The sequence below is a fragment of the Cupriavidus sp. 05T41 genome (genome assembly GCF_056396525.1).
In genome coordinates this window covers 58,835-83,074 of record NZ_JBFTLQ010000031.1, presented here as the reverse complement: position 1 = coordinate 83,074, position 24,240 = coordinate 58,835, and the positions used below count along the sequence as shown (strand labels likewise).

Genomic DNA, 24,240 nt, shown 5'->3' with positions numbered 1-24,240 from the left:
GCGCTGGGTGCCGCGGGGCGCGGCTCCGGTGCGCGCGCGGCGGGCGGCGAGGGCGGCGGCAGCGTCACGGTGCAGGCCGTCAATGCGGCGACTGACAGCCACGCGGGCAAGCGCGTGTTCTTCATGGCTACTCCTTGCGCCCGGTGCCCGTGCGGCCGGTTGGCTGGCCGCGCGTACCTCTACCTGTATTTATAGAGGATGGCGAAAGGAAGGCGAGGGAAAGCGCGGGAGCACGGTGCGGCAGGCATCAGATGCCGCCGCCGGCGCAGAGATGGACACGGTTCAGCCGCCTGCTTCCTTGGGCATGCGCGCGTTGCCGTCGGGCGCCAGGTCGCCGAGCGTGGCGGCGTTGCGCCGCAGCGCCTCGGTCGTGTGGCCCTGGCCGTCCGGGCGCCATCCCGGCGGCATGAGGAGATAGCCCAGCAGCGCGCGCAAACCGTTTGCCTGCGCGAGATCGCGCCCCAGGTCGAGCCACTGCTGGAACTCGACCCGCAGCGGATTGCGCGAGCGCATCGGCGTGACCAGCCCATAGCGGCACGGCAGCTCGTCGCGCTCGGCGATATAGGTGCCGAACAGTCGGTCGAACACGATCAGCACGCCGCCAAAATTGGCATCGAGGTACTCGACGTTCGACGCATGGTGGACGCGGTGCGCCGACGGCGTGTTCAGGACATATTCCAGCCAGCCCAGCTTCGGAATCCAGGTCGCGTGAATCCAGAACTGGTACAGCAGGTTCAGCGACAACGTGGTGAGCACCACTTCCGGGCTGAAGCCAAGCCATACCAGCGGCGTGAAGAACAGCGTATTGCCGGCGAGCTTGCCGGTCCAGCCGAGGCGGTAGGCCGTGGACAGCGTGAGCTGGTTGGGCGAGTGATGGACCGCGTGGGTGGCCCAGAAGAAGCGCACGCGGTGCGCCGCGCGGTGATACCAGTAGTAACAGAACTCCTGGCCGACGAACAAGCCGGCGGCGAGCATCCAGCTATCCATGGCGATGGTCTGCAAGCGGTGCTGCCAGGCGAGCGCGAACACCGGCGCCGCCAGCGACAGGGGCAGCAGGAACAGGATCTTGCGCCCGGCCAGATCCACCAGCGACAGCCATGCTTCGTGCCAGTCGAAGGTGCCCGGCTTGCGCCAGTGCAGCACCAGGGCTTCCACCAGCGATGCGCCGACCACGACCGGCAGGGCATAGAGCTGGATCAACTCAAGACGGGTCATGCGAGCTTCCTGGCGCTGCCTTGCAATAGGATGCAGACGATTATATGAGCTAGTATCAGGTTTGCTTACTCGCGTTCCGGAGCACGCCCCATGGAGTCGCAACCCCTGCAGCGCAACGGTGCCGGCCGCCGACGGCCGATCCAGGCTCGCTCCCGCGAGAAGATCGAACTCATATTCGAGTCTACCATCCGCCTGCTGGAGAAAGAGGGGCTGGAGGCACTCAGCACCAATCGCATCGCCGAGGTCGCCGGCATCAGCATCGGCACGCTCTACCAGTATTTCTCGAACAAGCAGGAGGTGATGCAGGCGCTGGGCCGCCGCGAGATCGAACGCGTGCTTGGCCGCCTCGATGAGCTCCTGAGCACGCCGGGCGCTGCCGATCCCCGCGAGCGCGCCAGATTGCTCGTGCGCGCGCTCCTGGGCGCTTTCGGCGGCCGTTACCGCGTTCGCAAGATCCTGGTGGAAGTGGCGCTGGCCTCGCGTGCCCAGCCGGCGCTGGACAATTCCGCGGCGCAGGTCGCGCAATGGCTGAGTTCGGGCCGGTTGGTGGATGCGCAGAATCGCGCCGTGGTACTGCGGCCCATGGCCGCCTTTGTGCTGACGCAGGCCGTGATCGGTGTGATTCGCAGCGCGCTCGCCGTGGACGAAACCATGCTCGGACGGCCAGAGCTGGAAGAGGAACTGGCGCGGCTGATCCGGGGGTTCCTGCGGGAGAAGGCGGAGTAAGGCCGCGCAAGGCGGAAGCGGGCGGCGTGGCCCGCGCCGCCTCGGACTACATCAGGATGATGTCGTACTGTTCCTGGTGGAAGGTCGATTCCACCTGCAGCGAGATCGGCTTGCCGATGAAGTCGCCGAGCATGGCCAGGTGCTGGCTTTCCTCTTCGAGGAACAGGTCGATCACATGCTGCGAGCCCAGGATGCGGAACTCGCGCGGATTGAACTGGCGCGATTCGCGCATGATCTCGCGCAGGATGTCGTAGCACACGGTGCGCGGCGTCTTGACCTGGCCCTTGCCCTGGCACACCGGGCATTGCTCGCACAGCACGTGCGCCAGCGATTCGCGGGTGCGCTTGCGGGTCATCTCCACCAGGCCGAGCTGCGAGAAGCTGTTGACGGTGATGCGGGTGCGGTCGCGCGAGAGCGCGCGCTTGAGCTCGGACAGCACGGCGTCGCGGTGCTCGCCGTTCTCCATGTCGATGAAATCGATGATGATGATCCCGCCAAGGTTGCGCAGCCGCAACTGGCGCGCGATGGTATGCGCCGCCTCCAGGTTGGTCTTGAAGATGGTGTCGTCGAAATTGCGCGCGCCGACATAGCCCCCGGTGTTGACGTCGATGGTGGTCATGGCCTCCGTCTGGTCGATCATCAGGTAGCCGCCGGACTTGAGGTCGACGCGGCGCGACAGCGCCTTCTCGATCTCGGCGTCGATGTTGAAGAGATCGAAGACGGGGCGCTCGCCGGTGTAGTGGGTCAGGCGCGACAGCACCGCCGGCGTGTATTCCTGGGCGAACTCGACCAGCTTCTGGTAATTCTCGCGCGAGTCCACCTGGATCGCGTTGGTGGCGTCGCTGACGAAATCGCGCAGCACGCGCTGGGCCAGGTTCAGGTCCTGGTAGAGCAGGCTGGGCGCGGGCAGGGTGGTGGCGTTCTGGCGGATCGAGGCCCAGATCTTGCGCAGGTAGGCGATGTCGTTGCCGAGTTCTTCGTTGCTCGATTCCTCGGCGATGGTGCGCACGATAAAGCCGCCGCGCTCGTCGGCCGGCACCAGGCTCTGCACGCGCGCGCGCAGGGCTTCGCGGTCGACCTCGCCTTCGATGCGCTGAGAGATGCCGATGTGCGGGTCCTGCGGCAGGTAGACCAGGGTGCGCCCGGCGATGCTGACCTGGGTCGACAGGCGCGCGCCCTTGGTGCCGATCGGGTCCTTGATCACCTGCACCATCAGCGCCTGGCCTTCGTAGAGCGTCTTCTCGATCGCCAGCGGCGCGGCGTTGCCGTTTTTCTCCGGGTCGCGCGGGTGCCAGATGTCGGCAACGTGGAGAAAGGCCGCGCGCTCGAGGCCGATATCGATGAAGGCGGACTGCATGCCGGGCAGCACGCGCACGACCTTGCCAAGATAGATGTTGCCGACCAGCCCGCGCGACAGCGTGCGCTCGACATGGAGTTCCTGCACGGCGGCCTGCTGCACGATGGCCACGCGCGTTTCCTGCGGTGTGATGTTGACGAGGATATCTTCAGTCATGTTGGGTGAATCTCGTCGCCGGCGGGCCGGCCAGGGGGTTGTCCGCACTATGCCGCCACGCGCTCCGGGGGCGATGCCATGGCCGTGCATGCCATGGGATAACGGAAGGTCGGTGGCGGGTTCTCAGAACCGCAGTTGGGCCTGTCGGAGCAGCGCAGCCGTCTCGAACAGGGGCAAGCCCATGATACCCGAATAGCTGCCGCCGATTTGCGCCACGAATTCCGCCGCGCGGCCCTGGATGCCGTATGCGCCGGCCTTGCCGGCCGGCTCGCCGCTGGCGACATAGGCCGCGATCTCGGCCTGGCTCATGGCGCGGAAGGTGACCTCGGAGATGGACAGCGCATGGCGCAGGCCCAGCGTGGAGACCACCGTCACCGCGGTCAGCACGCGGTGGGTGCTGCCCGATAGCGCGCCCAGCATGCGCACGGCGTCGGCATCGTCGGCGGGCTTGCCGAGGATGTCGCCGCCCAGGCATACCGTCGTGTCGGAAGTGAGGATGGGGGCGTCGGGCAGGGCGCGCCGCTCGCGGCGGCGCAGCGCGGCTTCGGCCTTGAGCGCGCAGACGCGCTGCACGTAGTCGTCCGGGCTTTCGCCGGGCAGCACGGCTTCGAGCGCTTCGGCGTCCTCGTCGTCGTCGGCCAGCAGCAGTTCGTAGGCAACCCCGAGCTGGGTCAGCAACTCGCGCCGGCGCGGGCTCTGGGAGGCGAGATAGAGGAAGGTGTGGGTCACGGCTGGGCCAGTCGGGAAGTCCTGAGGGGAAAGATCCGGCGGTCGCCATGCGCCGCTTGGGCCGCATTGTACCCGCCTGCCGCGCCGCGGCAGGAATGGCCCCCGCCCGCGGCTCAGGCGCGGTGATACGGATGATTCTGCGTGACCGACCAGGCGCGGTAGAGCTGCTCGGCCAGCAGCACGCGCACCATGCCGTGCGGCAGGGTGAGGCTGGACAAGCGCAGCAGGGTTTGCGCGCGCGCCTTGAGGGCCGGGTCGAGCCCGTCGGCGCCGCCGATCAGGAAGGCCACGTCGCCGCCTTCGCGCTGCCAGTCGGTCAGCTGGCCCGCGAGCTGCACCGTGGTGAGATCACGGCCCCGCTCGTCCAGCGCCACGATGCGGCATTGCCTGGGCAGCGCCGCCTCGATGCGGGCCGCCTCGCGCTGCATCACGGTGGTGGCGTTATTGCTGGAGGAGCGCGCCTCGGGCTTGATCTCGCGCAGCTCGATGCGCAGCTCCGGCGGCATGCGCTTGGCGTACTCGGCGAAGCCCGTCTCGATCCAGCCGGGCATCTTGTGGCCGACGGCCACGATCAGCAACTGCATGGCAGGGTGGTGCCGGCCAGGCTCAGGCCGAGCGGGTTGTGCGCTTGCGCGCGGCCGGCGCCTTGGCGGCGGCGGTCTTCGCAGGCGCCTTCGCCGGTGCCTTGGCAGCCGTCTTGGTGGCCGGCTTGGGGGCGGTCTTGGCAGCCGTCTTGCGTGCGGTGCCGGCGGCGGTCTTGCGCGGTGCCGCGGTCTTGGCCGGCGCCTTGCGCGCGGGGGCCGAGCCCAGCGCGCTGGTCAGGCGCTTCTGCACGGTCGGCGCGCGGTTGACGGCGATGGCGTCGGCGTCCGTGTCTTCGTGGCCAAGCGGCGGCGACGGCTCTTTCATGCCTTCGGGCAGGCGCGCCAGGGCGGGGCGCAGGCCGCTGGCGCGGCGCACGGTGCGCACCACGGGGGCGTCGTCCTCGTCGTCGTCCATCGGCTCGCTGGCCTTGGCCAGGCCCTTCTTGGCGGCCAGCTTCAGGCGCACCGGCTTGTCGCCCCAGATTTCCTCGAGGTTGTAGTACATGCGCAGCTGCGGCTGCATGATGTGGACCACGGCGTCGCCGCAGTCGACCAGCACCCATTCGCCCGTTTCCAGCCCTTCCACCGCGATGATATGGCCGCCCGCACCCTTGACGGTATCGCGCACCGAGGCGGCCAGCGCCTTGGTCTGGCGGTTCGAGGTCCCGCTGGCGATCACCACCCGGTCGAACAGTTCGGTCAGGTGGGTGGTGTCGTACACCTTGATGTCCTGCGCTTTGACATCTTCGAGGCCTTCGACGATGGCGCGTTGCAGTTTGCGAATATCCATGGTGCGTTCTTGTTCAGCTGAGATCGGTTTATGGGCGGGCCGGGTCGGGCAGATCCGACTGGGCAGGCCGGTAAAGGCCGCGGCTCGCGATGTAGTGTGCCACGCCGGGCGGCAGTTGGTCATCTGCCGGCTGTCCGGCGGCCAGGCGTTGGCGAAGGGCGGTGGAGGAGAGGTCGACGGCGAGCGTCTGGTCGATCCACATGTGGCCGGAGGGCGTGGATTGTATCAGGTGGGTGGACCCCCGGCGCGTGGCGAGCTCCTGGCGCACCGGTCCGTCGAGTCCGGAGAGGTCGAAACCGGGCCGTGTCGCCACGCACAGGTGCACGTCCGCGAACAGCGCCTGCCAGCCGTGCCAGGTGTGCAGGCGCAGCAACTGGTCGGCACCCATCAGCCATGCCATGGAGGCGTGGGGGCCATAGTGCTGGCGCAGTTCGTGCACGGTGTCGACGGTATAGCTGGGGCCGGCGCGGTCCACTTCCATGCGGCTGGCGTGGACATGCGCGCGGGTGTCGGCCAGCGCGGCGGAGGCAAGCTCGGTCATCGCCAGCCGGTCGGCGGCGGGGGTGACATCGTCGCCCTTCTGCCATGACTGGCCGGTCGGGATCCAGACCAGTTCGTCCAGTTCGAGGTGTTCGATGCAGAGCCTGGCGAGCGCTACGTGGCCGATATGCGGCGGGTCGAAGGTGCCGCCGAGGATGCCGAGGCGGTAGGGGCGCTCGCCATCGGCGGCGTTGCGTGGTCGTGCCTTGTCGTGTTCGTGTTCCATACGCTCGCCGTCAGGCCCAGTCCCGCACGGGCAGGAAGTCGGTGTACAGGGCCGCTTCGGCGCTGCCCGGCTCCGGCTGCCAGTCGTAGCGCCAGCTGGCCTGCGGCGGCATCGACATCAGGATGGACTCGCTGCGCCCGCCGGATTGCAGGCCGAAATGCGTGCCGCGGTCGAACACCAGGTTGAACTCCACGTAGCGGCCGCGCCGGTAGGCCTGGAAGTCCCGTTCGCGTTCACCGTAGGCGCTGTCCTTGCGGGCTTGCAGGATCGGCAGGTAGGCATCCAGGAAGGCGTCGCCCACCGACTGCATCATGGCAAAGCTGCGCTCGAAGCCGAGCGCGGAAAAATCATCGAAGAAGATGCCGCCGATGCCGCGCGCTTCGCCGCGGTGCTTGAGGAAGAAGTACTCGTCGCACCATTGCTTGAAGCGCGCATAGAGGTCCGGGCCGTAAGGTGCCAGTGCGTCGCGGCAGGTACGGTGGAAGTGCTCGCAATCGCCCGTGTCGCCGTAGTACGGCGTCAGGTCCATGCCGCCGCCGAACCACCAGACCGGCTCGGCGCCGTCCTTCACCGCCATCAGGCAGCGCACGTTCATGTGCACCGTAGGCACGTAGGGATTGCGGGGATGGAAGACCAGCGAGACGCCCAGCGCCTCGAACCCGCGCCCGGCAAGCTCGGGCCGGCTGGCCGTGGCCGAAGGCGGCAGCGCGTCGCCGCGCACATGCGAAAAGCCCACGCCGGCGCGCTCCATCACGGCGCCGCCTTCCAGGATGCGGGTACGCCCGCTGCCACGCAGGCGCTCCGTGGGCGGCTTCTCCCAGTCATCGGTGGCAAACGCCTTGCCGTCGATGGCGGCGACGGCGTCGGTGATACGGTCTTGCAGACCGAGCAGATAGGCACGGACTGCCTGGGAATCGATCATGGTGTACGGGCGGGTGGGCCGGTGCGGCGACGGCCGGGCAGGTCATTCACCTGTCCGGCCGTCATGGCGGTGTCATGATTGTACTGGCTGGCGCCAGAAAGGCCGGAATCGGGTTTCTGGTGCCAACCCAGGCCGGGTCGAAGGGTGGGGAAATCGTAGCGAGCGGCCCATGGCCGGTCCGGGGAGCACCGTACAAGTGGTACGGCGAGCACCGCAGGATCCGCCATGGGCCGCGCAGCAGATTTATCCGCCCTTCAACTAACGCTTGAGGGCACGGTAGCCGATGTCGGTGCGGTACTGCATGCCGTCGAACTGGATCTGCTCGACCGCCGCGTAGGCCGCGCGCTGCGCCGCCTTGACCGTATCGGCCAGTCCCACCACGCACAGCACGCGCCCGCCCGTGACCTGCAGCACGCCGTCCTTGAGCGCGGTGCCGGCGTGGAAGGTCACGCTGTCCTCTGCCTCGGGCGGGATGCCGGTGATGACGTCGCCCTTGCGCGGCGCATCGGGGTAGCCATGCGCGGCCATCACCACGCCCAGCGCCGTGCGGCGGTCCCAGTCCAGTTCGATCTCGTCGAGCCTGCCGCTGACCGCATGCTCCATCACGTCGACCAGGTCGGTCTTCAGGCGTGCCAGGATCGGCTGGGTTTCCGGGTCGCCCATGCGGCAGTTGAATTCGAGCGTCTTGAGGTTGCCGTCGGCGTCGATCATCAGGCCGGCGTAGAGGAAGCCGGTATAGGTGATGCCGTCCTTCTCCATGCCGCGCACGGTCGGCAGGATGATCTCGCGCAGCGCGCGCGCATGCAGCGCGGGCGTGACCACCGGAGCCGGCGAGTAGGCGCCCATGCCGCCCGTGTTGGGGCCCGCGTCGTGATCGAGCAGGCGCTTGTGGTCCTGGCTGGTGGCCAGCGCCAGCACGTTCTTGCCGTCCACCAGCACGATGAAGCTAGCTTCCTCGCCGGCGAGGAACTGCTCGATGACCACGCGCGCGCCGGCGTCGCCGAGGCGGTTGTCGGCCAGCATCATGTCGACGGCGGCGTGTGCTTCTTCCAGCGTGGTGGCGACCACCACGCCCTTGCCGGCAGCCAGGCCGTCGGCCTTGATCACGATCGGCGCGCCCTGCGCGTCGATGTAGGCATGCGCGGCCGCGGCGTCGTTGAAGGTCTGGTAGGCGGCGGTCGGGATGCCGTGGCGCTGCATGAAGGCCTTGGCGAAGTCCTTGGACGACTCCAGTTGCGCGGCGGCCTGCGTGGGCCCGAAGATGCGCAGGCCCTTGGCGCGGAAGATGTCGACGATGCCGGCCGCCAGCGGCGCCTCGGGGCCGACCACGGTGAAGCTGACGCCTTCGCGCTCGGCGAAGGCCGCCAGCACTTCCGGATCGGTCAGCGGGACGTTCTGCAGACGCTTGTCGAGCGCGGTGCCGCCGTTGCCCGGCGCCACGTACACCACCTGTACCTTGGGGGACTGGGCCAGTTTCCAGGCCAGCGCGTGTTCACGACCACCCGAGCCGACAACCAATACTTTCATGATCCACTGCCAGAAAAAAATCGCATGCGAAAAAGCGGCAGCGCGCGTTCATCCACCGAACCGTGCTGCCGCCGTGTGACGGGTTCCTGCCGGACGCCCGCTTATTCCTCGATCACCGCGTTGGTGAACACTTCCTGCACGTCGTCCAGGTTTTCCAGGGCGTCGAGCAGCTTTTGCATCTTGGCGGCGTCGTCGCCGGCGAAGCTCACTTCGTTCTGCGGCTTCATGGTGACGTCCGCCAGTTCGGCCTTGAAGCCGGCCGCTTCCAGCGCGGCCTTGACCGTGCCGAAATCGTTGGGCGGGCACAGCACCTCGATCGAGCCGTCCTCGTTGGTGACCACGTCGTCGGCGCCCGCTTCCAGCGCGGCGTCCATCAGCTTGTCTTCGGGCGTGCCCGGAGCGAACAGGAACTGCCCGCAGTGGGTGAACATGAAAGCCACCGAGCCTTCCGTGCCCATGTTGCCGCCCTGCTTGGAGAAGGCGTGGCGCACTTCGGCCACGGTGCGGGTGCGATTGTCGGTCAGGCAGTCGACGATGATCGCAGCGCCCGCCAGGCCGTAGCCTTCATAGCGGATTTCTTCGTAGTTCACGCCTTCGAGGCCACCCACGCCGCGCTGGATGGCGCGCTGGATGTTGTCCTTAGGCATGTTCGCGTCCATGGCCTTGTCCATCGACAGGCGCAGGCGCGGGTTCGAATCGGGATCGCCGCCGCCGAGCTTGGCGGCCACGGTGATTTCCTTGATCAGGCGAGTCCAGACCTTGCCGCGCTTGGCGTCAGCGGCGGCCTTCTTGTGTTTGATATTGGCCCATTTTGAGTGACCGGCCATGATTCTCTCCGAAGCGGAATTCGTATTGATGCGCGTGCCGTGGCCAGCGCGCGCCGCCTGCGCCGGGCCAGCCAGGGGCGGCTGCCCGGCGCGGACGGAAGGTGTCGTGTGTCTGTGAGCCGGCCCGGGGGCTGGCTATAATCAGCCCAGCATTTTATCACGCGGCCCTGCCGCCGCCGGACCCGGATGTCGGGAGCCGCCGGACGCGCGGGGGATGACAAGCGGTGACGTTGCCGCGCTGCCTGCCAACCAGAGAGACCATGGCCGAACCCATCCTCATCGCCAAGAACGCCGAACTCGAACTCGCGCTGCTGCCCGAGATGGGCAACCGGCATGGCCTGATCACCGGCGCCACCGGCACCGGCAAGACCGTGACGCTGCAAAGCCTGGCGCAGGGTTTCTCGCGCCTGGGCGTGCCGGTCTTCCTGGCAGACGTCAAAGGTGACCTGACCGGCATCTCCCAGCCGGGCAAGCTGTCGGACAAGCTCAAGGCGCGCCTGGCCGACCTCGGCCTGCCCGAGCCGGCCTGGGGCGGCTGCCCCACCACGCTGTGGGACGTGTTCGGGCAGAAGGGCCACCCGGTGCGCGCCACGGTCTCGCACATGGGCCCGCTGCTGTTGTCGCGCATGCTGGAGCTCAATGACACGCAGCAGGGCGTGCTCAACCTGGTGTTCCGCATCGCCGACGCCAACGGCCTGCTGCTGCTCGACGCCAAGGACCTGCGCGCCATGCTGCAGTACGTGGGCGACAACGCTGGCGAGTTCACCACCGAGTACGGCAATATCTCGGCGGCCTCGATCGGCGCCATCCAGCGCGGCCTGATGACGCTGGAATCGCAAGGCGCGGATGCCTTTTTCGGTGAGCCCATGCTCAACCTGGACGACTTCATCCAGACCGAGAACGGGCAGGGCGTGGTCAATATCCTGGCGGCCGACAAGCTGCTCAATTCGCCCAAGCTCTACGCCACCTTCCTGCTGTGGCTGCTGTCCGAGCTGTTCGAGAAGCTGCCCGAGGCCGGCGACCTGGACAAGCCCAAGCTGGTGTTCTTCTTCGACGAGGCCCACCTGCTGTTCAACGACGCGCCCAAGTCGCTGCTCGACAAGATCGAGCAGGTGGTGCGCCTGATTCGCTCCAAGGGCGTGGGCGTGTACTTCGTCACGCAGAACCCGGTGGACATTCCCGATACGGTGCTCGGCCAGCTCGGCAACCGCGTGCAGCACGCGCTGCGCGCCTTCACCCCGCGCGACCAGAAGGCGGTCAAGGTGGCGGCCACCACCATGCGCGCCAATCCCGCGCTGGACGTGGAGAAGGTGATCGGCGAGCTCGGCGTGGGCGAAGCGCTGGTGTCATTGCTCGACGCCAAGGGCATTCCCGCCATCACCCAGCGCGCCTGGGTGATGGCGCCCGGCAGCCGCATCGGCCCGATCAGCGACGACGAGCGCAAGCAATTGCTGGCGGCCTCGCTGGTGGCCGGCACCTACGAACAGGCGATCGACCGCGAATCGGCCTACGAGAAGCTCAAGGGCCGCGCCGCGGCTCCCGCGCCGGCGGGCAACGGCGCGCCCGCTCCCACGCCTGCCACCGGCACGCCGGGGGCGGGCCAGTCCGCGCCGGCTCCGGCGCAAGGCGGCGGCTGGCTTGACCAGGCGGGGGAGATCTTCGGGGGGCTGACCAAGGGGACCGGCAAGAGCGGCCGCGGCGATTCCATCCTGGAGTCGATGGCCAAGTCGGCGGCGCGCACGGTGGGCTCGCAGGTCGGGCGCGAGCTGATCCGTGGCGTGCTGGGCAGCCTGCTGGGCTCGGGCAAGAAGAAGTAGGCGGCGGCCCGGCATTGGCCCGGCGGCCACCCGGCGGGGTCAGCGCTTGCGCGCTGCCTCGGCGTCCTCGCGCATCTTGCGCAGGAACAGGCGGGTGAAGAACCACCCCATGCCGATGATGAAGGCGATCACGCCCAGGCTCATCAGCCCGGTGTCGGTGGTGAACAGGATCTTGAAGGCTTCCATCTGGGTCTCCCTGGTCTGGCGCGGCACATCGGGCGATGTGCCGCTGCCCAGTCTAGGCAGACCCCTGGCCGCGGGCGTTGAGGCGGATCAAGCCGGGTGCAGACTGTGCCGCCCGGCGTCGCCCGCATCCGGCATCAGTTCTTGGTGCCGAACAGTCGGTCGCCCGCATCGCCCAGGCCCGGCACGATATAGGCGTTCGAATCCAGGTGGCTGTCCAGCGAGGCGACGAACAATCTTACGCCCGGATGTGCCTTTTGGAAGACTTCCACGCCTTCCGGCGCCGCCACCAGCGCGACGAAGGTGATGGCCTCGTCTTTCACGCCGCGGCGCTTGAGCACGTCGACGGCGTGCGCGGCCGAGTAGCCCGTCGCCACCATCGGGTCACACAGGATAAAGCTGCGGTCTTCCACGTCCGGCAGGCGCACCAGGTATTCGACCGGGCGGTGCTGGTCGTCGCGGTACACGCCGATATGGCCGATGCGCGCCGACGGAATCAGCTCGACCAGGCCGTCGCTCATGCCAACGCCTGCGCGCAGCACGGGCACGATGGTCAGTTTCTTCCCGGCGATCACGGGCGCGTCCAGCGTGACCAGCGGCGTATCGATGCGGCGCGTGGTGAGCGGCAGGCTGCGCGTGATTTCATAGCCCATCAGCAGCGTGATCTCCCGCAGCAGCTCGCGGAACGTGCGCGTGGACGTTTCCTTGTCGCGCATATGGGAGAGCTTGTGCTGGATCAGCGGGTGATCGAGGATGTACAGATTGGGGAAACGGGGATCTTGCTTCATGGCGGGGAGCGGCTGGCGGCTGGAGGGCGCGAAGGCCCGATGCAGCCGGATTGTAATGGATGCGGGCCGCCCGCCCGCCGCAGGCGCAGCAGGGCGGGGCGGCCGGCATCCGCGCCGCTCAGTCTACCGAGATGCTGGCGCTCTTGGCCACCTTGCCGAACTTCTCGTACTCGGACATCGTCAGCGCCTGCAGCTCGGCCGCGCTCGAGCCCTTCGGGTTGAAGCCCGCCTGCACCAGCTTGTCCCTGACCTCGGCGTTGGCGAGCGCCTCGACCAGCGCGGCATTGAGTGCCTGCACCACCGGCGCCGGCATGCCGGCCGGGCCGTACACGCCGAACCACGGCTCCACCGCGTAGCCCGCCAGGCCGGCCTCGGCCAGCGTCGGCACATTGGGCAGGGCCGGGGAGCGCGTCTTGCCCGCCACCGCGAGCGCGCGCAGCTTGCCGCCCTGGATGTGCGGCAGCGAGGCCGGCAGGTTGTCGAACATCACCTGCACATGCCCGCCGAGCATATCGTTGATGGCCGGGCTGCTGCCCTTGTATGGCACATGGGTCAGGCCTGCCTGCGTCATCTGCGAGAACATCGCGCCGGCCAGGTGCATCGACGTGCCAGTGCCCGCGGTGGCGTAGGTCAGGCCGGGATGCGCCTTGGCATAGCTGACCAGTTCGGCCACCGTCTTCACCGGCAGGTTGTTGCTGACCTCCAGCACGATGGTGGACGTGCCCAGCAGGCTGACCGCGGTGAAGTCCTTGCGCGGGTCGAACGGCACGTGCTTGTAGATATGCGGGTTGAGCGCATTGGTGGAGATGGCGCCGAAGCCGATGGTGTAGCCGTCCGGCGCGGCCTTGGCGACGGCCTCCATGCCGATGTTGCCGCCGGCGCCGGGGCGGTTCTCCACCACCACCGGCTGTCCCAGCTTTTCGCCGATCTTCTGGCCGACCGTGCGCGCCACCAGGTCGGTGGTGCCGCCGGCGGCGTAGGGCACGATGAAGCGGATCGGCCTGGCGGGATAGTCGGTCGCCGCGCTGGCGGCGCCGGGCAGCCAGCTGCCTGCGAGTGCGGCTGCGGCGGCGGCCGCCGCCAGCAGCCGCTTGCCGGAGGCAGCCTTGACCGGGAGGGAGGGGGAGAGGGGTGCCGCAAAGAGGGAAACTGCCGTCATGTGTGCTCCTGTTTTTTCTTGTGCGCGGCACGCGCGGGCGTGCCGACGGGCGAGCTTACGGCAGTTTGGCGACCGCTGCCAGCAACGCGCGAACGGCGGCCCGGCAGGCAATGGGCGGTGGGTGGCGCCGCGCAGGAAACGGCGTCCGGTGCACATGCCTCTTTTCGAATACAATGGCTCGCGTCTTGTCCGCCCCGTCTCCAGCGGCGCGCGGCGTGTCCATCCAGCTTGCCCTCGTGTCCGCATCCCCACTTTCCCGTTTCACGTCGTCCGCCCAGCCGGCATCGCAGCGCACCGGCCTTGCCGTGGCTGCCATCGGCGCCGTCCTTTTTTCCGGCAAGGCCATCGTCGCCAAGCTGATGTACCGCTACGACATCGACGCGGTCATGGTGATCACCCTGCGCATGCTGTTCGCCGTGCCGCTGTTCATGGCGATCGGCTGGTGGCAGTCGCGTCGCCTGCCGCCGTTGTCCTGGGCCGACCGCGGCCGCATCGTGTTCCTCGGCATCATCGGCTACTACCTGTCGAGCTTCCTCGATTTCCTCGGCCTGCAATACATCACCGCCGGGCTGGAGCGGCTGATCCTGTTCCTGACGCCGTCCTTCGTGCTGCTGGCCAGCGCCGTGCTGTTCAAGCGCAGCATCAGCCGCAGGCAATGGCTGTCGTTGCTGTTCGCGTATATAGGCATCGTGCTGGTTTTCGCGCATGATCTCGACGTGAGCGGCAGCCGCGTCTGGCTCGGCGCGGCGCTGGTGCTGGGCAGCGCGCTGACCTACGGGGTCTACCTGATCCTGTCGGGCGAGCTGGTGCAGCGCATCGGCTCGCTGCGGCTGGTGGCATACGCGATGTGCGTCTCCACTGCCTGCTGCGTGGTGCAGTACCTGGTGCTGGGGCGCCCGCTGGCGGATCTGCTGCAGCCGGCACCGGTGTTGTGGCTGTCGGCGGTCAATTCGGTGTTCTGCACGGTGATGCCGGTGTCGCTCACGATGATCGCGGTGGCGCGCATCGGCGCGCCGATGGCCTCGCAGGCGGGCATGCTCGGCCCGGTGTCGACGCTGTTCCTCGGCTTCTGGCTGCTGGGCGAGCCGATCACGGGCGTGCAGCTGGCCGGCAGCGCGCTGGTCATGGGCGGGATATATTTACTGTCGGCGCGTCGGCAAGACCGGGCGCGGGCAGGCCGGAAGGGCATGGATAACAAGCAGGCGGATGGCCGCCTCGATGACACAAGGAGTCGATGAGATGGATCTAGGATTGCGCGGCAAGCATGCGCTGGTGTGCGGCGCCAGCAAGGGTCTCGGTTTCGCCTGCGCGGATGCGCTGGCCGCCGAAGGCGTGGACGTGGTGATCGTGGCGCGCGGCGCCGAGGCGCTGGAGAAGGCGGCGGCGGACCTGCGCGCGCGCCACGGCCGGCGCGTGGTGGCCGTGGCCACCGACATCACCACCCCGGAAGGCCGCAAGCTGGCGCTGGACGCCGCGGCCAAGCTCGGCGATCTCGATATCCTCGTCAACAACGCCGGCGGCCCGCCCCCCGGCAATTTCCGCGACTGGGACCGCGATGCGTGGCTGGCCGCGATCGACGCCAACATGCTGACCCCGATCGAGCTGATCAAGGCCACCGTCGACGGCATGATCGCGCGCAAATGGGGCCGCATCATCAATATCACCAGCGGCGCGGTGAAGGCGCCGATCGACGTGCTTGGCCTGTCCAACGGCGCGCGCTCGGGCCTTACCGGTTTCGTCGCCGGCCTGGCGCGCGAAGTCGCGCAGCATGGCGTGACGGTCAACAACCTGCTGCCGGGCCCGTTCAATACCGACCGCCTGTACAAGACGATGGAGGGCGGCGCCAAGAAGGCCGGCCTGTCGATCGAGGAAGTGTCGCAGCGCCGTGCCGCGCAGAACCCGAGCCGCCGCTTTGGCGAGCCGGCCGAGTTCGGCGCCACCTGCGCGTTCCTGTGCAGCCGCCAGGCCGCCTATATGACCGGCCAGAACGTGCTGCTCGACGGCGGTGCTTTCCCGGGCACGTTCTAGGCTGCCCGTTGCCGTTCCCCGCGCGCGGCCCCGCTGCCGTGCGCGGGCCCGTTTCCAGCCGGGCCGCGCCGGCCCGGCCTTTCGCTGACTGGCCAGGATGACGCAGATGACTTGCCCCCGCATTGCGCTGATCGCGCACGACCACAAGAAGGACGATATCGTCGCCTTTGCCCAGCGCCATCGCGATTTCCTTTCGCGCTGCGAGCTGTTGGCCACCGGCACCACCGGCGGGCGGCTTGCCGACGAAGCCGGCCTGACCGTGACGCGCATGCTGTCCGGCCCCTGGGGCGGCGACCTGCAGATCGGCTCGCAGCTGGCCGAAGGCCGCGTGGGCGTGGTGATCTTCCTGCGCGACCCGATGACGCCGCAGCCGCACGAACCCGATATCAATGCGCTGGTGCGTGCCTGCGACGTGCACAACGTGCCGTGCGCGACCAACGTGGCGACCGCGGAGCTGCTGATCGCGGAACTGCGCCGGCTCTATCCCGAATCCGGCACGCCGGCCTGACGTGACCCTGGCGCGCTGTCCGGCGCGCTTCAGGAATGCCTTCGACGGGCAGTACACAGCACGAGCACAAGGAGCGAAACATGAGCAAGGCCATCCGTATATTCGAGACCGGCGGCCCCGAAGTGATGCAGTGGGTCGATGTCGAGGTCGGCGAGCCCGGCGCCGGCGAGGTCCGCGTGCGGCAAGAGGCGGTGGGCCTGAACTACATCGACGTGTACTTCCGTACCGGGCTGTACAAGCAGGCGCTGCCTGGCGGCCTCGGCATGGAAGGCGCGGGCGTGGTGGAGGCGGTGGGCGCGGGCGTGTCCCACCTTGGCGTGGGCGACCGCGTGGCCTATGCGGGGCGGCCGACCGGCGCCTATGCGCAGGTGCGCGTGATGCCGGCCGATATCGTGGTGCGCCTGCCGGATGCGATCTCGTTCGAGCAGGGCGCGGCGATGATGCTGCAGGGCCTGACCGTGCAATACCTGGTGCGCGACAGCTACCGCGTGCAGGCCGGCGACACGGTGCTGCTGCACGCGGCCGCCGGCGGGGTCGGCCTGATCGCCAGCCAGTGGCTCAAGGCGCTCGGCGTGACGGTGATCGGCACCGCCGGCAGCGACGAGAAAGCGGCGCTGGCGCGCGCGCACGGCTGCGACCACACCATCGTCTACACGCGCGAATCCTTTGTCGACAGGGTCAAGGAGATCACCGGCGGCAAGGGCGTCGCCGCGGTCTACGACTCGGTGGGCAAGGATACCTTCAGCGGTTCGCTCGATTGCCTGAAGCCGCGCGGCACCATGGTGGTGTTCGGCAACGCCTCGGGTCCGGTACCGCCCTTCGATCTCTCCGTGCTGGGCAACAAGGGCTCGCTGCGCCTCACGCGGCCGACGCTGATGACCTACGTGGTCCACCGCGAACTGCTGGAGCCGATGGCGGCCGACCTGTTCGCGATGGTCACCAGCGGCAAGGTAAAGATCGAGGTCCGCCAGCGCTACGCACTGGCGGACGTGGCGCAGGCCCATCGGGACCTGGAGGGCCGCAAGACCACCGGCACCACCATCCTCCTGCCCTAGGCAGCAGGCTCAGCGCGCGCGTACGGTGCTGGCGCCGGCGCGCGCCTCGGCCTGCCTGAGCACGTGCGGCGGCAGGCGCTTGAGCATGAAATGCACCGCCAGCGGAATCAACACCACGTCGTCGACGATGCCGAGCCCGAGGATGAAATCGGGGATCAGGTCAATGGGCGAGACCGCGTAAAGCAGCAGCCCGAGAGTGGCCGGCCGCAGCCACGCCGGTGCATCGGGGTGGCGCAGGGCAAACCAGAGCAGGCGGCCGTCGCGCCGCAGCAGGGTCCATAGCGCTGACATTCGTTTCCACATGAGGGGCCTCCTTTACTCAGCGAGATTCATTAGCCACAATTCATTCGCCACAATTCATTGGCCACAATTCATTGGCCACAAAGCCGGGGCGGGTTTGTCTTGTTGCAGATAGCTTGGGGTGGTTGTCGGGGGTTCAAGTTCCCGGTGATGGGCTTGGTGCTGTTTGTGGTGTTGTGGTGGGGTGCTTGTTTGTGCTTTCAAAGTCAACGTCAACGTCAACGTCAACGTCAACGGCTTTCGCTCCCCCGGAGCGACCTACTTTCTTTTTTCCGAAAAGAAAGTAGGCAAAGAAAGCGGACTGCCTGGCCGGCAGGGGCAGAAACATTGGGGTTGCTGGTTGTCGGTGGTTTCGTCGTGGGGGCCGTGGTTTTGCTGGCATCCTGCCGTTACCGGTGCGCGCGGCCACTATCCTGTGGGTGGCGTCCGATTCGTGGTGGCGCTGCATGATGGCGGCGGCCCAGGTAGTTCAAGCTGCTGCCGCGACCGGGGCGGATGGGCACGTCCTAGGAGCGGCACTGGTTTCGTGGTGGGCGCGGCGGCCCCTATTTGAGCTCAGTGCCCAATGGCATCCGCTTAAGAGGTAACCCAGCGCGGACCTGTCAGAAATTTTGTGTTTAGGGCATAACATGCCGCCAAGGAGCATGTCATGCCACGCAAAACCAAGACGAGCCAGGCCGCCGACCGTGAGCTGCACACCATCCCCGAGGACTTGATCGCCCATTTCGTGAAGGGCCCGATGACTGCCGAGGCGGTCCAGGACGCTTCGATGGCGTTCAAGAAGGCCCTGATCGAACGAGCTTTGGGCGCTGAGCTAGGCCATCATCTGGGCTACTCGCCCGGCACCGAGCGTCCGGCCGGCACGGCCAACCAGCGCAACGGCAGGAGCGCCAAGACCGAGCTGACCGAAGACGGCCCGCGGCGCGTAGACATCCCACGCGACCGCGACAGCAGCTTCGATCCGATCCTGATTCCCAAGCACGAGCGGCGCTTCACCGGGTTCGATGACAAGATCATCGCCGTGTATGCCCGTGGCATGACCGTGCGCGAGATCCGCTGACACCCGCGCCCCGGTCCACCGCGCCCACCACGAAACCACGAGCGTGCTACGTCGTGGCCGCTTAAGCCGGTAACGGCAGATGGCCGGACAAGCAGTGTGTTCGGCATCATAGGTCTGACCCTGAAACTACCGCGACCGGGGCGGATGGGAACGGCATGGGAACGGCACTGGTTTCGTGCCCGGTGGCCCCCGCGCGGGATTACCCGCTGACACCCGCGCCCCGGTCCACCGCGCCCACCACGAAACCACGAAACCACGAGGGTGCTATGCCGTGGCCGCTTAAGCCGGTAACGGCAGATGGCCGGACAAGCAGTACGCCCGCCATCATAGGTCTGACCCCGAAACCACTGTCGCCAGCAAGATCGCGGCCGCCCGCCCCGGTAACGGCAGGATGCAAGCAGAACCAAAAACCCCACGACGAAACCAGCAACACCGGGAATCCCAATGTTTCTGCCCCTGCCGGCCAGGCAGCCCGCTTTCTTTGCCTACTTTCTTTTCGGGGAAAAGAAAGTAGGTCGCTCCGGGGGAGCGAAAGCCTTTGACGTTGATGTTGATGTTGACTTTGAAGCACAAGCGCCAGCCCACAAACCACAAACCACAAACAGCATCAAACGCAAAAAACCTCAGACATCGAAGCAAAAAAGCCAAACCGAATCCGCCCCCGCCCCCCACCGACAATCCAAAAAAAAGCGGCAGATGCCAAAAACCACATCCACCGCTTCTCACTACCTCCCTCCACCAACCATCAACCCGGAATCTTCCCCTCCACGCCTTCGACGTAGAACTTGATGCCGTGCAGGAAACCGTCGTCGGCGACCTGGTCCTTGGCCAGTTGATCCTTGCCGGTGTTGTCCTTGAGCGGACCCTTCCAGATCGGCGCCGAGCCGTCGGCGATGCCCTTCTTGCGCTCTTCCACCAGGGCCTTGACGTCATCCGGCACCACGGCGTTGAAGCCCTTCAGGTCGATCATGCCTTCCTTCACGCCCCACCACGTGGTGCTGTTCTTCCACTGGTTGGCCAGCACGTCGCCCACCACCTTGTTGTAGTAGACGCCCCAGGAGATCACCGAGGCAGCCAGGTGCGCCTTCTCGCCGAACTTGCTCATGTCGCTGTCCCAGCCGAAGGCGTACACGCCCTTTTCCTGCGCGGTCTGCACCACGGCGGCGGAGTCGGTGTTCTGCATGAGCATGTCCACGCCCTGGCCGATCAGGGTGGTGGCGGCTTCGCGCTCCTTGCCCGGATCGAACCACTTGTTCACCCACACGACCTTGACCGTGGCCTTGGGATTGACGCTGCGCGCGCCGAGGGTGAACGAGTCGATGTTGCGGATCACCTCGGGGATGGGCACCGATGCCACCACGCCCATCTTGCCGGTCTTGCTCATCTTGCCGGCGACCACGCCAGCCAGGTACGCGCCTTCATACGTGCGCACATCGTACTGCGCAAGGTTGTCCGCGGTCTTGAAGCCGGTAGCGTGCTCGAACTTCACGTCCGGGAATTCCTTGGCCACCTTGAGCATCGACTCCATGTAGCCGAAGGTGGTGCCGAAGATCAGCTTGTTGCCCTGCGCGGCCAGGTCGCGGAACACGCGTTCGGCGTCCGCGGCCGATTCCGGCACGTTCTCGACGAACGAGGTCTTCACCTTGTCGCCGTACTTTTCTTCCACCGCCTTGCGGCCGGCGTCGTGCGCATAGGTCCAGCCGGCATCACCCACGGGCCCGATGTAGACGAAGGCGACCTTGAGCGGCTCGGCCTTCTGCTCGGCGGCGGGGGCCGAAGCGGGCGCGGCGCTTTCCGCCGGCTTTTCGGCTTCCTTCTTGCCGCAGCCAGCCAGGGCCAGCACGGCGGTGGCAGCGAGGGCCGCCAGGGTTTTCCTGCGCGTGACGATCATGATTTCTCCTTGAAATGACCTTGCTACTGATTTTTTTGATTGAGGGTGCAACTATGGCTCTGAATCGCTAAACGAGGCCGGATGCGGCAGGGCCGCGCGTGGATGGCGCCGCGGGGGCGCGATCCACGCGAACAGGACGCGGCTGGCCGGGTCAGGCGACACCCGGGCGGAACGGCTTGCCCAGCGACGCCGGCATGTTCAGGCGGATCCACGCCGGGTTGCGCGAGATCAGTGCCAGCACCACGATGGTGGCGGCGTAGGGCAGCATCGACAGGATCTGCGATGGCACCGCCACGCCGATGCCCTGCAGGTAGAACTGCAGGATGGTGACGCCGCCGAACAGCCACGCGCCGGCCAGCACCCGGCCCGGGCGCCAGGTGGCGAAGGTGGTCAGCGCCAGCGCGATCCAGCCGCGTCCGGCCACCAGGTTCTCCACCCACATCGGCGTGTACACCAGCGACAGGTAGGCGCCGGCCAGCCCGCAGCAGGCGCCGCCGAACAGCAGCGCGCCGAAGCGGATCATGCGCACCGGGTAGCCCAGCGCGTGCGCCGACTCCGGCGATTCGCCGATCGCGCGCAGGGTCAGCCCGGCGCGCGTGCGGAACAGGAACCACGCGATGGCCGCGCACAGCAGCAGGCTGAAATACACCATCCAGTGATGCTGGAAGAAGGCCGGGCCGAAGAACGGGATATCGGCCAGGCCGGGGATCGACCTGGCCTGCGAAGGCATGGCGTAGCCGACGAAGCGCTGGCCCATGAAGGCCGACAGGCCGGTGCCGAAGATCGACAGCGCCAGGCCGGTGGCCACCTGGTTGGTGGCCAGCACCAGCGCCAGCCACGAGAACAGTGTGGCCATGGCCATGCCGGCCAGTGCGCCGGCGGCGAAGCCGATCATCGGCGACTGGGTCTGGTAGCCGGCCATGAAGCCGACCGCGGCGGCGACCAGCATCATGCCTTCGGCGCCGAGGTTGAGCACACCCGAGCGCTCGTTGATGAGCAGGCCAAGCGCGGCCAGCAGCAGCGGCGTGCCGGCGTTGATCGCGGTGGCGATGAGAGGGGCGAATTGTTCCATGTGTCGGGGGCTCTCGCTCAGGCGGCCTTGGCGCGCCAGCGCAGGCGGTTGTCGATCAGCGTGTCGCTGGCCAGCAGGAAGAACAGCAGCATGCCCTGGAACACCGAGCCGATGGCCGAGGGCAGGCCCAGGCGCGACTGCGCCATTTCGCCGCCGATGTAGAACAGCGACATGACGATGCCGCCGAACACGGTGCCCACCGGATGCAGGCGGCCGACGAAGGCCACGATGATCGCGGTGAAGCCATAGCCGGGCGAGATCGACGGCAGCAACTGGCCGATCGGGCCGGTCACCTCGAAGGCACCCGCCAGGCCGGCGGTGCCGCCCGAGATCATCAGCGCGCTCCACAGCGAGCGGCGCGCCGAGAAGCCGGCATAGCGCGCGGCCGCCGGCGCGGTGCCGCCGACCTGCAGGCGGTAGCCGGCGAAGCTGCGGAAGACGAAGACCGTCATCAGCACCACCAGCACCAGCATCACCGCGAAGCCCGCGTGCAGGCGCGAGCCCGACAGCAGGTTGGGCAGCAGGAACTCGGACGAGAACACCTTGGACTGCGGGAAGTTCATGCCGTTGGGATCCTTGAGCGGACCATTGACCACGTACAGCATCAGCTGCTGCGCGATATAGGTCAGCATCAGCGACACCAGGATCTCGTTGGCGTTGAACTTGTCCTTGAGCGCGGCCGTGAGCGAGGCCCAGAACATGCCGCCGGCCACGCCGGCCAGCGATGCCAGCACCAGCACCACGGTGCCGTTGACGCCATTGCCGGGCACGTCGAAATACAGCACGGTGGCGCCGGCGAAGATGCCGCCCAGGATCAGCTGGCCGTCGGCGCCGATATTCCAGATATTGGCGCGGTAGCACACCGACAGGCCAAGCGCGCACAGCACCAGGGGCACGGTCTTGAGCAGCACCTCGCCGATGGCGCGGCGGTCCTTGAGCGGATCGACCAGGAAGACCTTGAGCGCGGCCATCGGGTCCTTGCCGAGCAGCAGGAACAGCAGGGCGCCGAACATCAGCGTCAGGGCCAGCGCGATCAGCGGCGAAGCATAGGCCATGCGGCGCGAGGGCAGCCCGCGCGGCGCCAGCGATACGGGCGAGCGGAGCAGGAAATCAGCCATGGAGCACGGCCTCCTGTTGTTCGCGCTGCCCGCCCGGGCCACCTTCCCACAAGCCGCTCATCCACAGGCCGACCTGTTCGCGCGTGGCGTCCTGGGTCGGGATCGACGGCGACAGCCGGCCCTTGGCGATCACATGCAGGCGGTCGCAGATGGCGAACAGCTCGTCGAGCTCCTCGGACACCACCAGCAGCGCGCAGCCGGTGGCCTTGAGGGCCAGCAGCTCGTTATGGATCTGCGCCGCGGCGCCCACGTCCACGCCCCAGGTAGGCTGGGCCACGATCAGCACCTTGGGGCCGCTTTCGATCTCGCGGCCGACGATGAATTTCTGCAGGTTGCCACCCGACAGGCTCTTGGCCAGCGCCTCCGGCCCGCTCGCCTTGACGCGGAAGCGGCCAATCACGGCGTGGGCCAGCCCGGCCGCCGCCTTCGGCGAAATCATGCCGCGCCGCACGTACGGCGCGGACTGGTGCGACAGCAGTGTGTTGGCGGCCAGGCTCATGCCCGGCACGGCGCCGCGGCCCAGGCGCTCCTCCGGCACGAAGGCCAGGCCGGCGCGGCGGCGCGCGCGCGCGTCGAGGCGGCCGACCGGCTTGTCGTCGAGCAGCACGGCGCCGCGCTCGGCACGCACGTCCTCGCCCGACAGCGCCGCCAGCAGTTCCTGCTGGCCGTTGCCGGACACGCCCGCGATGCCGACGATCTCGCCGGCGCGCAGGTCCATCGAAATGCCCGACAGCTCGGTGGCGAAGGCATGCGCGCGCGGCAGCGAGAGCGCGCGCACCGCCAGCCGGCAGGCGCCGGGCTCGGTCTGCACGCGCGCCTCGCGCGGCGGCTCGCCGCCGATCATCAGGCGCGACAACGAGGCAGCGCTCTCCTGGCGCGGATCGCACACGCCGGTGACGCGGCCCATGCGCATCACGGTGGCGCTATGGCAGAGCTCGCGGATCTCGTCGAGCTTGTGGCTGATATAGAGAATGCTGGTGCCTTCCGCGGCGAGCTGGCGCAGCGTGACGAAGAGCGTCTGCACGGCCTGCGGCGTGAGCACCGAAGTGGGCTCGTCCAGGATCAGCAACTGTGGCCTGGCCAGCAGCGCGCGCACGATTTCGACGCGCTGGCGCTCGCCCACCGACAGCGTGTGCACGTGGCGGTTGGGCTCGAGCGGCAGGCCGTAGCGCTGCGCGGTTTCGCGGATGCGCTCGGCCAGCTGCTTCATGCTGGCGCTGTCCCTATTCTTGCCCTTGCCGCGCGGCAGTCCCAGCGCGATGTTCTCGGTGACGGTCAGCGTGTCGAACAGCGAGAAATGCTGGAACACCATGGCGATGCCCAGGTTGCGGGCGTCGTGCGGATTGTGGATGGCGGCCGGCGCACCGTTGAAGTGCATCTCGCCGGCGTCGGGCTTGACCGCGCCGAAGATGATCTTCATCAGGGTGGACTTGCCGGCGCCGTTCTCGCCGAGGACGGCGTGGATCTCGCCGGGGGCGACGACGAGCGAGACATCGTCATTGGCGGTCACGCCGGGGTAGCGCTTGCTGATATGGGCAAGCGCCAGCCTTGGGGGTGTGCTAAGGGTCACTGAGGCGGCTCGAGTGGTTATGGCAGCAACGTGGATCAACGTCCGTGTCAGGCAGCACCTCCTGCCGTGCGAGGGGCAGGATCGCCGCGACG

The 24,240-nt window shown here is 67.7% G+C and carries 24 protein-coding genes and 1 pseudogene; 7 read left to right on the top strand and 18 right to left on the bottom strand.

The window, feature by feature from the left end; all coding sequences use genetic code 11:
- Positions 1-282: 282 nt before the first annotated feature.
- Positions 283-1,215, bottom strand: coding sequence for a sterol desaturase family protein (locus AC1DKV_RS19680; RefSeq protein WP_441612480.1), 933 nt, complete (start codon positions 1,213-1,215; stop codon positions 283-285).
- Positions 1,216-1,305: 90 nt separating this feature from the next.
- Here AC1DKV_RS19680 and AC1DKV_RS19675 point away from each other — a divergent pair, with 90 nt between their 5' ends.
- Positions 1,306-1,941, top strand: coding sequence for a TetR/AcrR family transcriptional regulator (locus AC1DKV_RS19675; RefSeq protein ID WP_441612479.1), 636 nt, complete (start codon positions 1,306-1,308; stop codon positions 1,939-1,941).
- Between the two features lie 46 nt (positions 1,942-1,987).
- On the opposite strand, the gene rng is transcribed toward AC1DKV_RS19675, so the two are convergent.
- The 8 genes from rng to AC1DKV_RS19635 form a co-directional block, all read right to left on the bottom strand.
- Positions 1,988-3,454: a ribonuclease G gene (rng, locus tag AC1DKV_RS19670; protein ID WP_441612478.1), complete on the bottom strand. Its 1,467-nt coding sequence runs from the start codon at positions 3,452-3,454 to the stop codon at positions 1,988-1,990.
- A gap of 123 nt (positions 3,455-3,577) precedes the next feature.
- The gene (locus tag AC1DKV_RS19665) at positions 3,578-4,183 is read right to left on the bottom strand and encodes a Maf family protein (RefSeq protein ID WP_441612477.1); all 606 of its coding nucleotides are present in this window, start codon (positions 4,181-4,183) and stop codon (positions 3,578-3,580) included.
- Positions 4,184-4,296: 113 nt separating this feature from the next.
- Positions 4,297-4,767: a 23S rRNA (pseudouridine(1915)-N(3))-methyltransferase RlmH gene (gene rlmH, locus AC1DKV_RS19660; protein ID WP_441612476.1), complete on the bottom strand. Its 471-nt coding sequence runs from the start codon at positions 4,765-4,767 to the stop codon at positions 4,297-4,299.
- Between the two features lie 22 nt (positions 4,768-4,789).
- Positions 4,790-5,557 carry a ribosome silencing factor gene (gene rsfS, locus AC1DKV_RS19655; RefSeq protein WP_441643170.1) on the bottom strand — a complete coding sequence of 256 codons (768 nt, stop codon included), beginning with the start codon at positions 5,555-5,557 and terminating at the stop codon, positions 4,790-4,792.
- A 28-nt stretch (positions 5,558-5,585) separates the two neighbouring features.
- Positions 5,586-6,323: a nicotinate-nucleotide adenylyltransferase gene (locus tag AC1DKV_RS19650; protein ID WP_441612474.1), complete on the bottom strand. Its 738-nt coding sequence runs from the start codon at positions 6,321-6,323 to the stop codon at positions 5,586-5,588.
- Between the two features lie 10 nt (positions 6,324-6,333).
- The gene (gene hemF / locus AC1DKV_RS19645; RefSeq protein WP_441612473.1) at positions 6,334-7,245 is read right to left on the bottom strand and encodes an oxygen-dependent coproporphyrinogen oxidase; all 912 of its coding nucleotides are present in this window, start codon (positions 7,243-7,245) and stop codon (positions 6,334-6,336) included.
- Positions 7,246-7,503: 258 nt separating this feature from the next.
- Entirely contained in the window at positions 7,504-8,772 is a 1,269-nt protein-coding gene (gene purD, locus AC1DKV_RS19640) for a phosphoribosylamine--glycine ligase (protein WP_441612472.1), read from the bottom strand.
- A 101-nt stretch (positions 8,773-8,873) separates the two neighbouring features.
- Positions 8,874-9,599, bottom strand: a complete 726-nt coding sequence (locus AC1DKV_RS19635) for a YebC/PmpR family DNA-binding transcriptional regulator (protein WP_441612471.1) — start codon at positions 9,597-9,599, stop codon at positions 8,874-8,876.
- Between the two features lie 260 nt (positions 9,600-9,859).
- Between AC1DKV_RS19635 and AC1DKV_RS19630 the strand changes: the two genes are divergently transcribed.
- On the top strand, positions 9,860-11,416 hold the full coding sequence (locus AC1DKV_RS19630) for a helicase HerA-like C-terminal domain-containing protein (RefSeq protein ID WP_441612470.1): 1,557 nt from the start codon (positions 9,860-9,862) through the stop codon (positions 11,414-11,416).
- A gap of 39 nt (positions 11,417-11,455) precedes the next feature.
- Here the strand turns inward: AC1DKV_RS19630 and AC1DKV_RS19625 are convergent, their stop codons facing one another.
- From AC1DKV_RS19625 to AC1DKV_RS19615, 3 genes are all read right to left on the bottom strand, one after another.
- Positions 11,456-11,602, bottom strand: coding sequence for a DUF3149 domain-containing protein (locus tag AC1DKV_RS19625; protein WP_441612469.1), 147 nt, complete (start codon positions 11,600-11,602; stop codon positions 11,456-11,458).
- A gap of 134 nt (positions 11,603-11,736) precedes the next feature.
- On the bottom strand, positions 11,737-12,387 hold the full coding sequence (gene upp, locus AC1DKV_RS19620) for a uracil phosphoribosyltransferase (RefSeq protein ID WP_441612468.1): 651 nt from the start codon (positions 12,385-12,387) through the stop codon (positions 11,737-11,739).
- A gap of 118 nt (positions 12,388-12,505) precedes the next feature.
- Positions 12,506-13,546 carry a Bug family tripartite tricarboxylate transporter substrate binding protein gene (locus AC1DKV_RS19615; RefSeq protein WP_441612467.1) on the bottom strand — a complete coding sequence of 347 codons (1,041 nt, stop codon included), beginning with the start codon at positions 13,544-13,546 and terminating at the stop codon, positions 12,506-12,508.
- A gap of 221 nt (positions 13,547-13,767) precedes the next feature.
- On the opposite strand from AC1DKV_RS19615, the gene AC1DKV_RS19610 reads away from it, so the two are divergent.
- The 4 genes from AC1DKV_RS19610 (at position 13,768) to AC1DKV_RS19595 (ending at position 17,137) form a co-directional block, all read left to right on the top strand.
- Positions 13,768-14,784, top strand: coding sequence for a DMT family transporter (locus AC1DKV_RS19610; protein ID WP_441612726.1), 1,017 nt, complete (start codon positions 13,768-13,770; stop codon positions 14,782-14,784).
- A gap of 1 nt (position 14,785) precedes the next feature.
- On the top strand, positions 14,786-15,574 hold the full coding sequence (locus AC1DKV_RS19605) for an SDR family oxidoreductase (RefSeq protein WP_441612466.1): 789 nt from the start codon (positions 14,786-14,788) through the stop codon (positions 15,572-15,574).
- A 106-nt stretch (positions 15,575-15,680) separates the two neighbouring features.
- Positions 15,681-16,082, top strand: coding sequence for a methylglyoxal synthase (locus AC1DKV_RS19600; protein ID WP_441612465.1), 402 nt, complete (start codon positions 15,681-15,683; stop codon positions 16,080-16,082).
- A gap of 80 nt (positions 16,083-16,162) precedes the next feature.
- Positions 16,163-17,137 carry a quinone oxidoreductase family protein gene (locus tag AC1DKV_RS19595; RefSeq protein WP_441649743.1) on the top strand — a complete coding sequence of 325 codons (975 nt, stop codon included), beginning with the start codon at positions 16,163-16,165 and terminating at the stop codon, positions 17,135-17,137.
- A 9-nt stretch (positions 17,138-17,146) separates the two neighbouring features.
- Here the strand turns inward: AC1DKV_RS19595 and AC1DKV_RS19590 are convergent, their stop codons facing one another.
- Positions 17,147-17,440, bottom strand: coding sequence for a YkvA family protein (locus AC1DKV_RS19590; protein ID WP_441612463.1), 294 nt, complete (start codon positions 17,438-17,440; stop codon positions 17,147-17,149).
- A 646-nt stretch (positions 17,441-18,086) separates the two neighbouring features.
- Between AC1DKV_RS19590 and AC1DKV_RS19585 the strand changes: the two are divergent.
- A pseudogene (locus AC1DKV_RS19585) lies at positions 18,087-18,494 on the top strand (transposase); the annotation flags it as partial.
- 327 nt (positions 18,495-18,821) lie between these two features.
- Here the strand turns inward: AC1DKV_RS19585 and AC1DKV_RS19580 are convergent.
- The 5 genes from AC1DKV_RS19580 to AC1DKV_RS19560 all read right to left on the bottom strand — a co-directional run bounded on the left by AC1DKV_RS19580 (position 18,822) and on the right by AC1DKV_RS19560 (position 24,148).
- Positions 18,822-19,223, bottom strand: a complete 402-nt coding sequence (locus tag AC1DKV_RS19580; RefSeq protein WP_441612462.1) for a hypothetical protein — start codon at positions 19,221-19,223, stop codon at positions 18,822-18,824.
- A gap of 19 nt (positions 19,224-19,242) precedes the next feature.
- Positions 19,243-20,388, bottom strand: a complete 1,146-nt coding sequence (locus tag AC1DKV_RS19575; protein WP_441612461.1) for a BMP family ABC transporter substrate-binding protein — start codon at positions 20,386-20,388, stop codon at positions 19,243-19,245.
- A 151-nt stretch (positions 20,389-20,539) separates the two neighbouring features.
- Complete coding sequence (locus AC1DKV_RS19570; RefSeq protein WP_441612460.1) at positions 20,540-21,460, bottom strand: ABC transporter permease; 921 nt, start codon at positions 21,458-21,460, stop codon at positions 20,540-20,542.
- 17 nt (positions 21,461-21,477) lie between these two features.
- Positions 21,478-22,578: an ABC transporter permease gene (locus AC1DKV_RS19565; protein WP_441612459.1), complete on the bottom strand. Its 1,101-nt coding sequence runs from the start codon at positions 22,576-22,578 to the stop codon at positions 21,478-21,480.
- Positions 22,571-24,148 (bottom strand): ABC transporter ATP-binding protein, encoded by a 1,578-nt coding sequence (locus AC1DKV_RS19560; protein ID WP_441612458.1) that lies wholly within the window; start codon positions 24,146-24,148, stop codon positions 22,571-22,573. The genes AC1DKV_RS19565 and AC1DKV_RS19560 overlap by 8 nt, the downstream gene beginning before the upstream one ends.
- Positions 24,149-24,240: the final 92 nt, after the last annotated feature.

What these genes read in the sequence shown, in the direction of transcription:
- AC1DKV_RS19680 (WP_441612480.1), bottom strand. Translation starts at nt 1,215, where the DNA reads ATGACCCGTCTTGAGTTGATCCAGCTCTATGCCCTGCCGGTCGTGGTC.
- AC1DKV_RS19675 (WP_441612479.1), top strand. Translation starts at nt 1,306, where the DNA reads ATGGAGTCGCAACCCCTGCAGCGCAACGGTGCCGGCCGCCGACGGCCG.
- rng (WP_441612478.1), bottom strand. Translation starts at nt 3,454, where the DNA reads ATGACTGAAGATATCCTCGTCAACATCACACCGCAGGAAACGCGCGTG.
- rlmH (WP_441612476.1), bottom strand. Translation starts at nt 4,767, where the DNA reads ATGCAGTTGCTGATCGTGGCCGTCGGCCACAAGATGCCCGGCTGGATC.
- rsfS (WP_441643170.1), bottom strand. Translation starts at nt 5,557, where the DNA reads ATGGATATTCGCAAACTGCAACGCGCCATCGTCGAAGGCCTCGAAGAT.
- AC1DKV_RS19650 (WP_441612474.1), bottom strand. Translation starts at nt 6,323, where the DNA reads ATGGAACACGAACACGACAAGGCACGACCACGCAACGCCGCCGATGGC.
- hemF (WP_441612473.1), bottom strand. Translation starts at nt 7,245, where the DNA reads ATGATCGATTCCCAGGCAGTCCGTGCCTATCTGCTCGGTCTGCAAGAC.
- purD (WP_441612472.1), bottom strand. Translation starts at nt 8,772, where the DNA reads ATGAAAGTATTGGTTGTCGGCTCGGGTGGTCGTGAACACGCGCTGGCC.
- AC1DKV_RS19635 (WP_441612471.1), bottom strand. Translation starts at nt 9,599, where the DNA reads ATGGCCGGTCACTCAAAATGGGCCAATATCAAACACAAGAAGGCCGCC.
- AC1DKV_RS19630 (WP_441612470.1), top strand. Translation starts at nt 9,860, where the DNA reads ATGGCCGAACCCATCCTCATCGCCAAGAACGCCGAACTCGAACTCGCG.
- AC1DKV_RS19625 (WP_441612469.1), bottom strand. Translation starts at nt 11,602, where the DNA reads ATGGAAGCCTTCAAGATCCTGTTCACCACCGACACCGGGCTGATGAGC.
- upp (WP_441612468.1), bottom strand. Translation starts at nt 12,387, where the DNA reads ATGAAGCAAGATCCCCGTTTCCCCAATCTGTACATCCTCGATCACCCG.
- AC1DKV_RS19615 (WP_441612467.1), bottom strand. Translation starts at nt 13,546, where the DNA reads ATGACGGCAGTTTCCCTCTTTGCGGCACCCCTCTCCCCCTCCCTCCCG.
- AC1DKV_RS19605 (WP_441612466.1), top strand. Translation starts at nt 14,786, where the DNA reads ATGGATCTAGGATTGCGCGGCAAGCATGCGCTGGTGTGCGGCGCCAGC.
- AC1DKV_RS19600 (WP_441612465.1), top strand. Translation starts at nt 15,681, where the DNA reads ATGACTTGCCCCCGCATTGCGCTGATCGCGCACGACCACAAGAAGGAC.
- AC1DKV_RS19595 (WP_441649743.1), top strand. Translation starts at nt 16,163, where the DNA reads ATGAGCAAGGCCATCCGTATATTCGAGACCGGCGGCCCCGAAGTGATG.
- AC1DKV_RS19590 (WP_441612463.1), bottom strand. Translation starts at nt 17,440, where the DNA reads ATGTGGAAACGAATGTCAGCGCTATGGACCCTGCTGCGGCGCGACGGC.
- AC1DKV_RS19575 (WP_441612461.1), bottom strand. Translation starts at nt 20,388, where the DNA reads ATGATCGTCACGCGCAGGAAAACCCTGGCGGCCCTCGCTGCCACCGCC.
- AC1DKV_RS19570 (WP_441612460.1), bottom strand. Translation starts at nt 21,460, where the DNA reads ATGGAACAATTCGCCCCTCTCATCGCCACCGCGATCAACGCCGGCACG.
- AC1DKV_RS19565 (WP_441612459.1), bottom strand. Translation starts at nt 22,578, where the DNA reads ATGGCTGATTTCCTGCTCCGCTCGCCCGTATCGCTGGCGCCGCGCGGG.